The organism is Alloyangia pacifica, assembly GCF_003111685.1.
GTDB classification, from domain to species: Bacteria; Pseudomonadota; Alphaproteobacteria; order Rhodobacterales; family Rhodobacteraceae; genus Salipiger; species Salipiger pacificus_A.
This window is the reverse complement of the sequence record NZ_CP022189.1, coordinates 1451263-1466549: the sequence shown is the minus strand read 5'-3', so window position 1 is coordinate 1466549 and position 15287 is coordinate 1451263. Positions and strand designations below refer to the sequence as shown.

The window sequence follows — 15287 nt, the reverse complement described above, 5'->3', positions numbered from 1 at the left end:
CTTTTTCTATAGGCCGCCGCCCTGCGCTTCTGGTCTTTGCAATACGCCCCGTCCCGGCGTCACCGGGAGCACCAGGCTCGGAGGGGGCTCGCCCCGTCCGCTGCGCGGATTCCTCGAAATCACCTGCTCTCGGAAGACCGGGTCAGGACGCGCTCTTTTCCTCGACCGCCTCTGCCAGCGCCTCGGCGCGGGCGGCAAGCTCGGCCATGGCCTCGGTCAGGCTGCGCGGGATCACCGGCACCTCGACGCGCTCGGCTTCAGGCGGCGGGGCATCGCGCAGGGCGCGCACCTCGGCGGCCATGGCGCCCATGCGCTCTTCGGCTTCGCGCAGCCGGTCCTCGGTCTCGCGCAGGCGATCCTCGAGGCCGGCGGTCTTGTCTGCCAGCATCAGCCCGGCCATCAGCAGCATACGCGCCTCGGGCATGCGGCCGATCTGACCGACCAGCACCTGCGCCTCGGTGTCCAGCATGCGCGCGGCGGCCTGAAGATATTGCTCTTCGCCCTCCTGGCAGGCGACCTCGAAGAGGCGACCGCCGATCGGGATCTCGACTTCGATCTGCGACATCACAGCTCCTCCGGATTGGTCGCGGCGGCCAGCACCGGGGTCAGCCCCGCCAGCAGCGCCCGCGCCTCGGCTTCCTCGACACCGCGCGCGGCGCGCAGCGAGTCGAGTTCGGCCAGCATGGCCTGGTTGACCAGATGCGGCTCGCCGATGCCCGCCTCGAGCGCGGCGCGCATCTCGGCCTGTGACCGCATCAGCATGTCATTGGCCTGGCGCAGCCGCTGCAACTCGCCGTCGAGCGCCGCAAGGGCCTCCTGCTGCTCGGCGAGCTGTGCCGCCAGGGCCTCGGCTCCTGCAGCGCCTTCCGGCGGATTTTCCAGCTGCGCGTGCAGTTGCCGCACCCGCTCCTCGAGCTGGGAGTTGGCCATGCGCTCCTCTTCCAGAGCGGTGGCAATCTCGCTTTCCGCGCCGCCCTCCGCGGCCGACCGCGCCGGCCCCAGCGCCTCGACTCCCGTCGAGATACGGTCGAGCGCGCGCGTGATCCTGGAGTGCAACTCGTCGATCTGGCTCATCCTGCGTCCCTTATTCCTTGCCTCTTTCCGAGTGTCATCTGTTCCGCGTGCCTTTCGGACCGTGCTTGCGGCATCGCCCGTGGCGGCGCGCATCCGGGTGTTGCCGACCTATACCAAAGAGTTTGGAAAGGCGAATCAATGCGCCCCCGTTCGGGGAAAGGATAACAAGCGGGCCCGGAAAATGCGCGCCATATGTTCCAAGGCCTTAGGGCGCGTGCTTCATCCTGCGCATGACAAGTTCCGGCCACTGCGCTTGAACTTATCCGTAGCGCTGCTATTGAGCCCGATGACAGGCTTCCGGCAAGAGGACAAAGCCCCGTGGACATTTCTGCACTCAAAGCCAAGAACCCCGACCACTGGACCCGCGCCTGCGCCATCCGCGCGCTGACGCTGGACGCGGTCACCGCTGCAAATTCCGGCCACTCCGGCATGCCCATCGGCATGGCCGACGTGGCCACAGTGCTTTACTCCAAGCACCTGAAGTTCGACGCCAAGAACCCGACCTGGGCGGACCGCGACCGGTTCATCCTCTCGGCTGGCCATGGCTCGATGCTGCTTTACTCGCTGCTCTATCTCGCGGGTGACGAACAGATCACCCTCGATGAGGTGAAAAACTTCCGCCAGTGGGGCGCCCGCACCGCCGGCCACCCCGAGAACTTCCACGCCGATGCCATCGAGACCACCACCGGTCCACTCGGCCAGGGCATCGCCACCGCCGTCGGCTTCGCCATGGGCGAAGAGATCCTGCGTGCCCGCTTCGGCAAGAAGGTCGTGGACCACCACACCTATGTCATCGCCGGCGACGGCTGCCTGATGGAGGGCGTGAGCCAGGAGGCGATCACCCTCGCCGGCCGCTACAGCCTCGGCAAGCTCGTGGTCTTCTGGGACAACAACGGCATCACCATCGACGGCAAGGTCGAACTGTCGGACAAGACCGACCAAGTTGGCCGCTTCCGCTCGGCTGGCTGGGAAGTCATCGAGATCGACGGCCATGATCCCGAGGCGATCGACGCGGCCATCACCGCAGCAAAGAAGAGCGCCCAGCCGACGATGATCGCCTGCAAGACGCATATCGCGCTTGGCCACGCGGCGCAGGACACCTCCAAGGGTCACGGCGCGCTGACCAACGCCGAGCAGAACACCGCGGCGAAAGAGAACTGGGGCTGGGCCTATGGCCCGTTCGAAGTGCCCGCCGAGGTGAAGAGCTGGTGGGAAGAGGTCGGCAGCCGCGGCGCAGCCGACCGCGTCGAGTGGGAAGAGCGCTTTGCCGCCCTGTCGGACAGCCGGCAGAAGGAATTCACCCGCCAGCAGGACGGCGACGCGCCGAAGAAGCTCTCGGCGGTGATCCGCGCGCTGAAGAAGCAGGTCTCGGAAGAAGGCCCGAAGGTCGCCACCCGCAAGAGTTCGGAGATGGTGCTCGAGGTGGTCAACCCGATCATGCCCGAGACCGTGGGCGGCTCGGCCGACCTCACCGGCTCGAACAACACCAAGACCGGTGACCTCGGTGTCTTCGATGTGGATAGCCGCAAAGGCCGCTACGTCTACTGGGGCATCCGCGAGCACGGCATGGCCGCGGCGATGAACGGCATGGCGCTGCACGGCGGGCTGCGCCCCTATGGCGGCACTTTCATGGCCTTCACCGATTACGCGCGCCCGGCGATGCGCCTCGCCGCGTTGATGCAGATCCCGACGGTCTTCGTGATGACCCACGATTCCATCGGCCTCGGCGAGGACGGCCCGACGCACCAGCCGGTCGAGCATCTGGCGATCAGCCGCGCGACCCCGAACACGCTGGTGTTCCGCCCCGCGGACACCGTCGAGACCGCGGAAGCCTGGGAAGTGGCGCTGACGCAGAAAGGCACGCCCTCGGTGCTGTCGCTGACCCGTCAGAACCTGCCGACCGTGCGCCGCGAGCACAAGACGAACAACCTGACCTCGAAAGGCGCCTATGTGCTCGCCGAGGCAGAGGGTAAGCGCCAGGTGATCCTGATCGCCACCGGCTCGGAGGTCGAGATCGCGCTCGCCGCGCGCGACGCGCTGCAGGCCGAGGGCATTGGCACCCGCGTCGTCTCCATGCCCTGCATGGAGCTCTTCGCACAGCAGGACGAGGCTTACCGCAAGCGCGTTCTGCCGGCCGGCCCGGTCCGCGTCGGCATCGAGGCGGCAACCCGCCTCGGCGGCTGGGACCGCTGGCTGCTCGGCGAACGCGGCCGCGAAGCGAAACAGGCGTTTGTCGGCATGGACAGCTTCGGCGCCTCGGCCCCGGCAGAGGTTCTTTACGAGAAGTTCGGAATCACTGCGGAGAACGTCGTCGGACAGGCCAAGGCTCTGCTCTGATCCAGACGCCGCGAGGGGGCGCTGCCCCCTCGCCCCTCTGGCTCACCCCCGGCGTATTCGTAAAGACAAGACATAAAAAGGGCGCCTCTCGCGGGGCGCCCTTTTTCGTTGACTGACCTAGGTGACCGGGGCGGCGCTCAGTGCGCCGCCTTTTTGCTGCTGCCGAAGAGCGGCAGAACCAGCTTGGTGATGATCGGCACGAGGATCATCCCCCAGATCACGCCGAGCACCGCGTCGCAGGCCGCCGTGACGATCCACAGCGCCGCCGGTTGCAGGTTTTCGGGGACCAGATGTGCCGCGCTTTCGGCGAGGTGGTGGATCGTCTCCTCGGGCATGTGCCAGCCCATCTGCGCCAGCGAATGCACAAGGATCGAGCCGCCGACCCAGAGCATCGCCACGGTGCCGACCGTCGACAGCAGCCACATGACAATCGGCATCCCCTTGACGATGCCGCGCCCGAGCGCCCGTGTGGCGCCAAGACGACCGACGCGGGTGAGCCAGAGGCCGATGTCGTCCATCTTCACGATCAGCGCCACCGCGCCATAGACCAATGCGGTGATGCCGACGCCGACCAGCCCGAGCGCGATCGCCTTGATCCAGACCTCGGTGACCTCGATGGCCGAAAGAGAGATGGTCATGATCTCGGCCGAGAGAATGAAGTCTGTCTTGATCGCCCCCTTCACCTTTTGCTCTTCGAGGTGCACCGGGTCGCCCTTCTCGACCTGCTTTTCCGGATTGGTCTTCTCATGTCCGGGCTTCAGGACGTGCAGAACCTTTTCGGCTCCCTCGAAGCACAGGAAGGAGCCGCCGGCGATCAGCAGCGGCGGCAGCAGCCAGGGCGCGAAACTCGACAACAGCAGGGCCAGCGGAAGCAGGATCACCACCTTGTTGAACACCGAGCTGCGGGCGATGCGCCAGATGATCGGCAGTTCGCGCTTCGGCTCGAAGCCGGCCACGTATTTCGGTGTCACCGCGGCGTCGTCGATCACCACGCCCGCGGCCTTGGAGCCGGCCTTTGCGGCGCTGGCCGAGATGTCATCGACCGAGGCCGCCGCGATCTTGGCGATTCCCGCCACGTCGTCGAGAAGCGCGAGAAGTCCGCTCATGTTCTGCTCCGTGCTGTTTGCGACCAAAGGTAATCCGGTGCCGCCATAGTGCAAGCGCGCAGCTGCCGCGAGGGCACTGCCTAAGCTTATGCGCTACCAGTTCGCCATGTTAGCGCCCGCAGCGTATTTTATCGCTAACATACTGCAATTCCTCTATTTTTCGCGTTGCTGCGACGGCACACCTCTGTATACGAGTAAGAAAGTTATCCCACTTCCTCCCCTTTCCTGACCAGGAGACCGCTCCATGACCGTGACCGTCGGCATCAATGGATTCGGCCGCATTGGCCGCTGCACCCTCGCCCATATCGCCGAGAGCGCGCGCAACGACGTGCAGGTGGTGAAGATCAACGCCACCGGCCCGCTCGAGACCGCCGCCCACCTGCTGCGCTATGACAGCGTGCATGGCCGCTTCGGCGCCGAGGTGCGGGTCAACGGCACCACAATGGACATCGGCCGTGGCCCGATGGAGGTCATGTCGACCTACGACATGAAAGAGCTGGACTGGACCGGCTGCGACGTCGTTCTGGAATGCACCGGCAACTTCAACGACGGCGAGAAGGCCGTGCAGCACATTCATCAGGGCGCCAAGTCGGTGCTGATCTCGGCCCCGGCCAAGAACGTGCAGAAGACCATCGTCTACGGTGTGAACCACCGCGATCTGGAGAAGGGTCACACGATGATCTCCAACGGCTCGTGCACCACCAATGCGCTGGCGCCGCTGGCCAAGGTGCTCGACGAGGCGATCGGCATCGAGAGCGGGATCATGACCACGATCCACTCCTACACCGGCGATCAGCCGACGCTGGACCGCCGCCACAAGGACCTCTATCGCGCCCGTGCCGCCGCCATGGCGATGATCCCCACCTCCACCGGGGCCGCCAAGGCGCTCGGCGAGGTGCTACCGAACCTCAAGGGCAAGCTCGACGGCTCGTCCATCCGGGTGCCGACGCCGAACGTTTCGGCCGTGGACCTGACCTTCCAGGCCGGCAAGGACGTGACCGTCGCCGACGTCAACGAGATCATCCGCGAGGCCGCAGGCGGCCGTATGGGATCGGTTCTGGCCTATGATCCCGAGCCCAAGGTCTCGATCGATTTCAACCACACGACGCACAGCTCGATTTTCGCACCGGACCAGACCAAAGTCATCGGCCGCACCGTCCGGGTGCTGGCCTGGTACGACAACGAATGGGGTTTTTCGGCCCGCATGGCGGATGTCGCCGCGGTCCTGGGGCGCACCCTGCACTGATCCGCGAAAGCCGATCCCGCGCGCGGAACTTTCGGGACCAGCGAAAATAACGAAGGGCGGCCGATCTGGCCGCCCTTTTGCACGTCAGCTCGTACTTTCGGGCAACGCCCCTAGACCTTGCGCAGCGCCAGCACCGCGTTCAGCCCGCCAAAGGCAAACGCGTTCGACAGCACCACCGAAACATCCGCCTCGCGCGCCTCGTTGGGCACCACGTCGAGCGCGCATTCGGCGTCGAATTCCTCGTGATTGATGGTGGGCGCGATCACCCCGTCACGCAGCGCCATGATGCAGGCCAAAAGCTCGACGGCGCCGGTGCCGCCGATGCAATGGCCATGCATCGACTTGGTCGAGGAGATCATCAGGCGATCGGCCTGCGGCCCCATGGTATCGGCCACGGCGGCGCATTCGGTCTTGTCGTTGGCGGCGGTGCCAGTGCCATGGGCGTTGATGTAGCCCACCTCGTCGCGATCGATCCTGCCGTCGCGCAGCGCGCCCGAGATCGCCCGGGCCGCGCCCTGCTTGCTGGGCATGACGATATCGGCCGCGTCCGAGGTCATCGCGAAGCCGACCACCTCGGCGAGGATGTCGGCGCCGCGCGCTTTCGCGTGGTCATACTCCTCGAAGACGTAGACCCCCGCGCCCTCGCCCTGCACCATGCCATTTCGGTTGGCCGAGAACGGGCGGCAGGCATCCTTGGACATGACCCGCAGCCCTTCCCAGGCCTTCACCCCGCCGAAGCAGAGCATCGACTCGGATCCCCCGGTGATCATCGCCGGGCAGGCGCCCGAGCGGACCATCTGGAAGGCAAGCCCCATCGCGTGGTTCGAACTGGCGCAGGCGGTGGCGACGGTGAAGGTTGGGCCGCGCAGGTTGAACTCCATGCTGACATGGCTGGCGGCGGCGTTGTTCATCAACTTGGGCACGACAAAGGGGTGAACGCGGTTCTTGCCCTCCTCGTAGACCGAGCGGTAGTTCTCGTCCTGCGTGGTCAGACCGCCGCCCGAGGTGCCCAGCACCACGCCCGAACGGTCCGCCATGTCGCCGTGGAATTCCAGCCCCGACTGCGCGATGGCCTCGCGCGCCGCGATCAGTGCGAACTGCGTGAAGCGGTCGTAGAGCGCAAGCTGCTGGCGGTTGAAGGTGTCTTCCGGCTCGTAGCCCTTGACCTGCCCGCCGATGCGGATGGCCAGGCGTTCGACGTCCCGGAAGTCCAGTTCCCCGATGCCGCAGCGCCCCTCGCGCATGGCTTCGAAGGTTGCAGGCACCCCGCGCCCCAACGCGTTGATGGTGCCTGCCCCGGTAATGACGACCCGTTTCACGCCGCCTGCTCGGCCACCAGCTTTTCGATCCCGGCGACGATGCTCGCCACCGAGGAGATGTCGAAATCGCTCTGTTCGGGCTCGTTGGCGTTGAACGGAACCGAGATATCGAAAGCTTCCTCGATGGCGAAGATGCTCTCGACGAGACCAAGGCTGTCGATCCCCAGATCCTCGAGCGTGCTGTCCATCGTCACGTCCGAAGGTTCGAGCACGGCCTGCTCGGCGATGATCTCGATGACCTTGTCTTTCACAGTCATGTGCGGCGCTCCCTTTGTCGTCGCAGCGTCAGTGTCAGCGTCGGCTTACTCATTCCCCATGAGCTTGGAAACAGATTTCTTGAGTTCGGCGACATCCTTGAAGAGCCGTGGCAATCTGCGCAGCCCCTTGTAAGTCTCGACGTGTGTTTCCATTTTCATCGCCGGGTAGCCAAGCATTACGCGGCCTGCGGGGATGTTCGACAGCACCTTGGTGCCGCCGCCGGTGATCACGTTGTCGCCGATGAAGATATTGTCCGACACACCCGTCTGCCCGGCGAGCACGACGTTGCTGCCGATCTTGGTCGAGCCGGCGATGCCGCAGCAGCCGCAGATCAACGTGTTGTCTCCGACCACCACGTTGTGGCCGATCATCACGAGGTTATCGATCTTGGTGCCATTGCCGATGCGGGTGTCGCGCACCGAGCCGCGGTCGACGGTGGCATTGGCGCCGACCTCGCAGTCATCACCGATGGTGACCGCGCCGAGCGAGTGGATGCGCGCCCATTGCTGTGCCTGCTGGGTGCCTTCCTCGCCAAGGCTGGCGCGGGCCTTCTCCACGCCCGAGACCTCGGGGGTCACGTAGCTGAAGCCGTCGCCGCCGATGGCGCAGTTGAACTGGCCGAAGAAGCGTTTGCCGATGGTGCAGCGCGCGCCGATGCGCACGCCCGAGTGGATCACCGCGTCCTCGCCGAGGGTGGCGTCTTCGCCGATGAAGACCTGCGGCCCGATCACCGAGCGCGCACCGATCTTCACCCGCGCGCCGATCACCGTGTAGGGACCGACGGACACGCCCTCGCCAAGCTCGGCGCTCGGATCGACAAGCGCGGTCGGATGGATGCCCTCGCCATAGCCATTGCCACGGTCGAGCATCGCCGAAAGCCCCGAGAGCGCGTGGCGCGGGCGCGGCGCGAGAATCGCCGCCTTGAGCCCCATGGCCTGCCAGTCAGCGCCTTCCCAGAGCATGGCGGCGCGCGCCTGGCCGTCGCCAATCTGGGCGGCAAACTCGGGTTTCATCGCCAGCGCCAACTGGTCCTCGCCAGCCTGCGCCGGTTCGGCCACCGAGGTGATGCGGATTTCGAGGTCGCCCTCGGCCGGCAGACCAAGCGCGGCGGCGATCTGGGCAATGCTGTGGGTGTGTACGGTGCTGTCTAGGGACATTGGGTCCTCCGGGATGCTCTCCCCGAGGATTTAACTCGGCCCGCCCGCCAGTACCACCCCTGCGGCACTCAGCGCATCCCAGATCCGCGCATCTCGGCCGTAGACATCGGCGCGATATTCCATCTCTCCCTTCACCGTGGTGAAGGCGGTCCGGTAGATCAGGTGCACCGGCACCGGCTGGTCGAGGTTCACCCGTGTCTCGCGCCCGGTCCCGAGCTTCGACTGGAAGAACCTCACCGGATCCGAGGTCTGCGGCGCCAGCAGCGCATAGGCGAAGTCATGCGGGTCGCTCAGGCGGACGCAGCCGTGCGAGAAGGTGCGCTGGTTGCGGTCGAACAGGGATTTCGACGGCGTGTCATGCAAGTAGATATTGTACTTGTTGGGGAACATGAATTTCACCGTCCCCAGCGCGTTGCGCGGCCCCGGCGGCTGGCGCATGGCGAAGGGGAAGCTCGACGCGGTGTATTGCGAGAACCCGTTGGCTCGGTTCACCGGCCGACCCTGACGGTCGGTGATCTCTAGATGGCCCGCGGCACCGGGGTTGTTGCGCAGCAGCGGCAGATATTCTTTGACCACGATCGAGCGCGGCACGTACCACGACGGGTTGATCACCATGAATTCCATCTTGTCCGAGAATTCCGGCGTGCGCCGGTCATCCTCGGGCGAGCCGACCACCGAGCGCGTCTCGAAGGTGACCTTGCCGTCATCAACGATCTCGGCATGGAAATCGGTAAGGTTGACCATGATATGCCGCTTGCCGAGCCCCTCAGGCAGGTTCAGCCAGCGCTCGCGCTCCATCGCCACGAGAACCGATTTCAGCCGGTCCTCGGCAGAGATGTTGAGCTGGCTGAGCGTGCTCGACCCGGCAACGCCGTCCACCGCCAGCCCGTGACTCTCTTGGAAGCGCATCACCGCGCTGCGCAGCGTGTCGTCATATTCGGCCGAGAGCGTCGGTTCGAGATAGCCCATGGCGATCAGCCGGTCGCGCAGCACAATCACATCGCCACCCCGCTGGCCCAGCTCGAGCTTGGCGGTGCGCACGGTCGGGCCCCAGCCGCCGCGGGAGACGATCTTCTCGAGCTTCAGCTTGGCGCGCAGCAGACGGGCGTATTCATCCGAGGACGGCGCAAGGTGTTGCAGCACCTGGTGCGGGTCGCTTGCCGCCAGCACCTCGAGCAGGATCTTCGGGTCGCGCCGCGGCGCCTCGCGCTTGATGCCGCTGTCGGCGTCATGCGGGTTGAGGATGCCACTCTGCAGATCGTGGGCGTATTGCAGGAAGGCGCGGCTGAGCTCGACCTCGAGCTCGCCGCGGGCGCGCTCGCCCTCGACATGGCGCATCTTGCGGATCAGACCGTCGAGATCGTAGCGCTGCGTGGGAAGCCCGTGCACAGAGGCCGTGCCGAACGCCTCGATCAGCGCCGCCCGCCGCAGTGCCGCGGTGTCGTCCGGGCCGGTCCAGATCGGGGCGAAATCCCGCATCCGGTAGAACGCCGCAAGCCCCTCGTTGCCCGAGAGATTCTCGGCCACCGCCTGGCGGTAGGCGGTCATGGAAAGACCTTGGGTGACGTCCTGGGCAACCTGCTCCGAGAGCCCCTGCGACAGTTCCTGAGCGCCGGCGCGCCCCGCCGGCAGCGCGATCAGCGCCCCTGCCAGAACAAGGCCCACAAGACCGCTACCACGCCGGAGATTCCGCAATTTACCCATGTCGACCCGTAATATTCTGCATTCATGCCTATCGGCGATTTTCCGGTGCGGCGGTGGGGCTTGTCCACACACAATCGCGCGTGATCGGCGAGTTTTCCACCGCTGATACGCCAATGCACAGTCGGCGCCGAGGTTCCCTCTGGCCGGAAGGTTGCTTCTCGGCGTCTGCGCAAAATTTCGCCGATTTTGCCGCGGAACCCACTAGGGGTAGCAAAATATCCTTCATCGATAAATTTTCCTGTGCCATAAAAGCCGCACATCTGGGGGAAAGATGGTAGGTCCGCCCAACGAGGCGGAACAAACAGGCACAGCGACTAAACGGGACAGGCGCTTCACATGACAGACAAAACAGCTAGCGGCATCTCGCGGCGTGGCCTTCTTGGCGCGTTCGCGGCAACTCTCGTCACGGCAGCACCCACTTACGCAAGCGCGGCAGGTTTCCTGCGCGGCGCGGGCGACGTGCGCCGCCTGCGGATGTACTCCGCCCGCACTGGCGAGACGCTCAACATGATCTACTGGATCGAAGGGGAGTACATCCCCGACGCGCTCAAGGAAATTTCCTACTTTATGCGCGACTGGCGCAGCAACGATGTGAAAAACATCGACGCACGCACCATCGACATCATGACGGCAGCCCACAACCTCATGGACGTGAGCGAACCCTACATGCTGATCTCGGGCTACCGCTGCCCGAAAACCAACGCGATGCTCCGGGCCCGGTCCTCGGGGGTTGCCAAGAACTCGCGTCACCTCAAGGGCGAAGCAGCCGACCTGAGGCTCAACTCGCGCTCGGTCAACCAGATGGCACGCGCCGCGGCCTCGTGCAACGCGGGCGGCGTCGGCCGCTACTCCAGCTCGAACTTCGTGCACATGGATTGCGGCCCGGTGCGCAGCTGGGGCAGCTGAGCGGCTCTTTCGGTTCTTTTGTGTGACAGGGGCGCCCATGGGGCGCCCTTTGTCTTTCCGGAGGGTCCGGAGGCGGCTCTACCAAGGCATTTCCGCCTCGCGGCAATGGCTTACGCGGCACCCGAGCGCAAGGCACGCCATTCGTCGAGGGCGGCATTTTCCTCGGCGGGCGCCAAGTCTCGCGGCTCGGGCGAAGGGCGCGCGGCCCGCGCGAGGCTGGTCGCGATCTCGCGCTGAAAAGCCTGTCCCTTTGTCTGGTGGCGGGCGCCGAAGTAGAAGCTGACAACCGCGCCCAAAAGCCACCACAGCGGCTCGGGTACCAACGCCAGCCCCTGCATGCGCGCGGCAAACCACTCGGGGCTGGTCATGGCACTGCCGAGAAGACCCAGCGCGCCGAAGGCCATGGCCGGGCGCGGCAGACGGTTGAGCCCGTCCACCAGCCGGTCGAAACGGGAGGTGGCCGGGCGCCCGAATTCGCGGGCGAACTGCTCGAGCGCGGCGGCGCGCAGCCCCACGTCGCGCGCCGAGGCGGCCTCGGCGTTTTCCCGGAACACCTCGGCGGTCTCGCGGATCACGCTGCCGCCGGTGCCGGCGAGCGCGGCGAGAATCCGGTCGATCAGCCCCATGCCGCCACCCGGGCGCGAAACTGATCGTCGGTCAGGCGGAACCGCGGCGAGATGAAGGTCTCGGCGCGGCGGATCCAGCCCCCCTTGCCGCCCGCGCGGCTGCGGGCGAACTTGCGGCTCGCCGGGCGGCGGTCCGCCAGCGCGAAGTAGTAGTTCCGACGCGCGATCCCGTAGGCATCGGCGATATGGTCCGGTGCCGCAGCCACGGCCCGGCGGGCCGCCGCGACGGTTTGCGGGCCAATGACACCGTCTTCCTCAAGCGCCTCCCCCATCTCGTTCAGCAGGCGTTGCAGCAGCTTCACCGCGCCGGCTCCGGCATTGACGTACATGTCGAAGACCGAGGGTTGCAGAACCTCTGGCAGCGCGTCGATGCGCGGCGCGTGAAAATAGTCGCGCAGGAAGATGGTCGCGGCCTCGCTTTCGCCGAGCCGCCGCAGGTCCGCCCTGTCGACATCGCCATCTCCGTCGAGGTCCCTCCCAAGCCGCCGCAGGGTGCCGAGCGTGACGCCGTGGTTCGTGGCGCCGCCCGGATCATCCGGATCATCAACATAGCCGCCTTCGCGCGCGACAATTTCCTGCGCAATGCGGCGCAGCTCTGGGGTTTCGGTCATCGTCGGCCTCCTGCTTCACCGATGGGTTCCCGGAGGCCCCATGGTCTGCCACAAGGGGTAAACGGAGTTTCATCAGAGCGTTCGGAGGGGTTGTGCAGGGGAACATGACAGCGGAAGGCATCATTGGGCTGCTCGGGCTCGCCCCCCACCCCGAGGGCGGGCACTATCGGCAAACCTGGATCGCCAGAGCCGACGATGGAACGCGGCCGGCCGGCACCTGCATCTATTTCCTGCTGAGGGGCGACGAGCGCAGCCACTGGCACCGGGTCGACGCGGTGGAGATCTGGCATTTCTACGCCGGGGCGCCGCTGGAGCTCTCGATGGCACAGACCGAGGCAGGCCCCAAGGAAGTTCACGTGCTCGGGCCGGACCTTGGCGCGGGCGCGCGGCCTCAGCTCATTGTGCCCGAGGGGCATTGGCAGGCGGCGCGCAGCCTCGGCGACTGGACGCTGGTCGGCTGCACCGTCTCGCCCGGCTTTCGCTTCGAGGGGTTCGAACTGGCCGCGTCGGGCTTCGACATACCCTGAACGCAAAACGGCCGGGGCAAGACGCCCCGGCCGCATGGATGCTGGAAAAGAACCTTAGTTCATCGGGCCTTCGTCGATGTCTTCAAGTTCCATCAGTTGGTCCTTGGTCATGTTGGTCACGACCGAGTACTCGCCGTCATCGATCGGAACGAACTTGGCGTTGTCGATCTCGAGCAGCACGTGCTTGTCACCGATGTCGAGGAAGCCGCCAACCTCGGCCACGATGCCGCGGAACGAACCGTCGGAGTTCAGCACGATGTCTTCGATCTCGCCGACGTTGTCCCAGTCTTCCGAGACGGTGTCGTAAGTCATGCCTTCATCCCAGTCCGACATGTCGCCATCCGCGTCGACCGCATAGACGGCACCGCCGGTGATGTCGCGGGTACGGATCAGCCCGTCGGGCGAGCCGTTGAACATGTTTTCGGCCGAAGTAGCCATCTCGCCGGCTTCCTGCTTCATCTCGGCGCCAGCTTCGGCCATCTTGTCGCCAGCTGCGTCAAGTGCCTGCTCGCCTTCGGCCACGGCTTCGTTGGTTTCCTGAGCAACCGCGTCGCCGGTGTTCTCCATTGCCTGCTCAGCATTCTGCACGGCTGCGTCCGCGTTGTCCTTGGCAGCGTCCATGCTGGTTTCCTGCGCGTAGGCAGCCGAACCGGCAACGAGGGCGATGAGGGCGGCGGTAGTGGTGAGACGTTTCATGGTAGCTCCTCCTTAGGGAAGTCGTCGTCTTGTCTGCCCTCTCAACACGCGGGGCGCGGTCGTGTTCCGACCGCGCCCCGATTTTAATTGCATTGATATCGTGGAACTTTTTTACATATCGCGCTGCGCGAATGCGACCAGTCGCCGGGTCGAGCCATCCTTGCCCTCGGCGCTTTCCTTGCCCGAGACAATCGGCCCAAGCGCGGTCGCCAGCTCCTTGCCGAGCTCCACGCCCCACTGGTCGTAGGAGTTGATGTTGAGGATCACCCCCTCGACAAAGACACGGTGTTCGTAGAGCGCCACGATCATCCCGAGCGTGCGCGGATCGAGCATCGGATACACCAACGTGGTCGAGGGGCGATTGCCCGGGAAAACCCTGTGCTTGGCCTGGCGCTCCAGCTCGGCGCCCTCGAACTTGCCGGCAACCTTGCCGCGCGCCTCGTCCAGATCGCGTCCGCGCATCAGCGCCTCGGACTGGGCAAAGCAATTGGCCAGCAGTAGCTCATGGTGGTGGCGCAGCTTGGGCTCGTGGCTGCGCGCGCCGACCATGAACTCGCAGGGGATCACCCGCGTGCCCTGGTGGATGAGCTGGTAGAAGGCGTGCTGGCCATTGGTCCCGGGCTCGCCCCAGACCACCGGGCCACTGTCGAAGCCGAGGGTCTCGCCGTCCATCGCCACCGACTTGCCGTTGCTCTCCATCTCGAGCTGCTGCAGGTAGGCGGGCAGCCGGGCGAGCCGGTTCTCGTAGGGCAGCACGGCGCGGGTGGCGTAGCCCAGCACCTGATTGTGCCACATGCCGACGAGGGCCAGCAGAACCGGCATGTTCGCCTCCAGCGGGGCCGAGCGGAAATGCGTGTCCATCGCCTGCCCGCCCTCGAGGAACGCGCGGAAGTTCTCCGGGCCGATGGCGATCATCATCGACAGGCCGATCGGCCCCCACATGGAATAGCGCCCGCCAACCCAATCCTCGAAGCCGAAGACGCGGCTCGCCGGGATGCCCCACTCGCCCGCCTTCTCGGCATTGGACGAGAGCGCGACGAACTTGCCCTCGGTGCTCACGCCCTTCGCTTCGAGCCAGTCCCAGGCGGTGCGCGCGTTGGTCATGGTCTCGATGGTGGTGAACGTCTTGGAGGCGATGACGAAGAGTGTCGTCTCGGGATCGCAGAGCTTCAGCGCATCGGCGATATCCGCGCCATCGACGTTGGAAACGAAGTGGCAACGCGGGCCGTCGTGATAGGGCGCAAGCGCGATGGTGCCCATCTTGGGGCCAAGATCCGAGCCGCCGATTCCGATGTTGACCACGTCGGTGATCTTCGAGCCGCGCACCTCGGCGGCCAGCGCCTCCATGCGCGAGAGCGTGTCCAGCACCTCGGGCATCACGTCGGCGCCGTCCACCTCGACCGGCGTTCCGGCAAGGTTGCGCAGCGCGGTGTGCAGCACCGCCCTGCCCTCGGTCTCGTTGATCTTGGCGCCGCCGAACATGGCCTCGCGCCGCGCCTCGACGTCGGCGCCGCGCGCCACGGCCAGAAGCGCCTCCAGCACCTCGGCGTCGACCTGCGTCTTGGAGTAGTCGAAGAGCATCCTCTCGGCCTCGACCGAGAAAGTCTCTGCCCGCGCGGCATCCTCGGCGAAGAGCGCGTCGATGCGCCGGCCTTCACGTGCGGCCGCGAGGCGTTTCAGGTCATCCCACATGGAGGTACGTCCCCTGTTGATCCGTTCC

General features: G+C 65.8%; 15 protein-coding genes. 4 read left to right on the top strand and 11 right to left on the bottom strand.

The genetic code is table 11. From position 1 onward, the window contains the following. Positions 1-142: 142 nt before the first annotated feature. Together CEW88_RS07040 and CEW88_RS07035 are read right to left on the bottom strand one after the other, a co-directional pair. Positions 143-565 (bottom strand): cell division protein ZapA, encoded by a 423-nt coding sequence (locus CEW88_RS07040; RefSeq protein WP_108965410.1) that lies wholly within the window; start codon positions 563-565, stop codon positions 143-145. Next, positions 565-1074: a hypothetical protein gene (locus CEW88_RS07035; protein ID WP_108965409.1), complete on the bottom strand. Its 510-nt coding sequence runs from the start codon at positions 1072-1074 to the stop codon at positions 565-567. Before CEW88_RS07035 ends, CEW88_RS07040 begins: the two co-directional genes overlap by 1 nt. Before the next feature lie 318 nt (positions 1075-1392). Between CEW88_RS07035 and tkt the strand changes: the two genes are divergently transcribed. After that, complete coding sequence (gene tkt, locus CEW88_RS07030; RefSeq protein ID WP_108965407.1) at positions 1393-3411, top strand: transketolase; 2019 nt, start codon at positions 1393-1395, stop codon at positions 3409-3411. Positions 3412-3548: 137 nt separating this feature from the next. Here tkt and CEW88_RS07025 read toward each other — a convergent pair whose 3' ends face one another. After that, a complete protein-coding gene (locus CEW88_RS07025) occupies positions 3549-4517 on the bottom strand; it encodes a DUF808 domain-containing protein (RefSeq protein WP_108967608.1) in 969 nt (322 codons plus the stop codon). A 244-nt stretch (positions 4518-4761) separates the two neighbouring features. Between CEW88_RS07025 and gap the strand changes: the two genes are divergently transcribed. After that, on the top strand, positions 4762-5763 hold the full coding sequence (gene gap / locus CEW88_RS07020) for a type I glyceraldehyde-3-phosphate dehydrogenase (RefSeq protein WP_108965405.1): 1002 nt from the start codon (positions 4762-4764) through the stop codon (positions 5761-5763). A 110-nt stretch (positions 5764-5873) separates the two neighbouring features. Here gap and CEW88_RS07015 read toward each other — a convergent pair whose 3' ends face one another. The 4 genes from CEW88_RS07015 to CEW88_RS07000 are packed head-to-tail and all read right to left on the bottom strand — an operon-like array spanning position 5874 to position 10201. After that, positions 5874-7082 (bottom strand): beta-ketoacyl-[acyl-carrier-protein] synthase family protein, encoded by a 1209-nt coding sequence (locus CEW88_RS07015; RefSeq protein WP_108965403.1) that lies wholly within the window; start codon positions 7080-7082, stop codon positions 5874-5876. Next, positions 7079-7339: an acyl carrier protein gene (locus CEW88_RS07010; protein ID WP_108965401.1), complete on the bottom strand. Its 261-nt coding sequence runs from the start codon at positions 7337-7339 to the stop codon at positions 7079-7081. Before CEW88_RS07010 ends, CEW88_RS07015 begins: the two co-directional genes overlap by 4 nt. A 45-nt stretch (positions 7340-7384) precedes the next feature. After that, on the bottom strand, positions 7385-8497 hold the full coding sequence (locus CEW88_RS07005) for a UDP-3-O-(3-hydroxymyristoyl)glucosamine N-acyltransferase (RefSeq protein WP_108965399.1): 1113 nt from the start codon (positions 8495-8497) through the stop codon (positions 7385-7387). Between the two features lie 30 nt (positions 8498-8527). Continuing rightward, entirely contained in the window at positions 8528-10201 is a 1674-nt protein-coding gene (locus tag CEW88_RS07000) for a L,D-transpeptidase family protein (protein WP_108965397.1), read from the bottom strand. A 336-nt stretch (positions 10202-10537) separates the two neighbouring features. Here CEW88_RS07000 and CEW88_RS06995 point away from each other — a divergent pair, with 336 nt between their 5' ends. Then, the gene (locus tag CEW88_RS06995) at positions 10538-11107 is read left to right on the top strand and encodes a YcbK family protein (protein ID WP_108965394.1); all 570 of its coding nucleotides are present in this window, start codon (positions 10538-10540) and stop codon (positions 11105-11107) included. Between the two features lie 110 nt (positions 11108-11217). Here CEW88_RS06995 and CEW88_RS06990 read toward each other — a convergent pair whose 3' ends face one another. Both CEW88_RS06990 and CEW88_RS06985 read right to left on the bottom strand, forming a co-directional pair. After that, positions 11218-11733 carry a holin family protein gene (locus CEW88_RS06990; RefSeq protein ID WP_108965392.1) on the bottom strand — a complete coding sequence of 172 codons (516 nt, stop codon included), beginning with the start codon at positions 11731-11733 and terminating at the stop codon, positions 11218-11220. Then, positions 11724-12344 carry a holin-associated N-acetylmuramidase gene (locus CEW88_RS06985; protein WP_108965390.1) on the bottom strand — a complete coding sequence of 207 codons (621 nt, stop codon included), beginning with the start codon at positions 12342-12344 and terminating at the stop codon, positions 11724-11726. Before CEW88_RS06985 ends, CEW88_RS06990 begins: the two co-directional genes overlap by 10 nt. A 104-nt stretch (positions 12345-12448) precedes the next feature. Between CEW88_RS06985 and CEW88_RS06980 the strand changes: the two genes are divergently transcribed. After that, positions 12449-12871 carry a cupin domain-containing protein gene (locus CEW88_RS06980; protein WP_108965388.1) on the top strand — a complete coding sequence of 141 codons (423 nt, stop codon included), beginning with the start codon at positions 12449-12451 and terminating at the stop codon, positions 12869-12871. Positions 12872-12925: 54 nt separating this feature from the next. On the opposite strand, the gene CEW88_RS06975 is transcribed toward CEW88_RS06980, so the two are convergent. Then, positions 12926-13567 carry a PRC-barrel domain-containing protein gene (locus CEW88_RS06975; protein WP_108965386.1) on the bottom strand — a complete coding sequence of 214 codons (642 nt, stop codon included), beginning with the start codon at positions 13565-13567 and terminating at the stop codon, positions 12926-12928. 111 nt (positions 13568-13678) lie between these two features. Next, positions 13679-15259: a glucose-6-phosphate isomerase gene (gene pgi, locus CEW88_RS06970; protein ID WP_108965384.1), complete on the bottom strand. Its 1581-nt coding sequence runs from the start codon at positions 15257-15259 to the stop codon at positions 13679-13681. Between the last annotated feature and the right edge of the window lie 28 nt (positions 15260-15287).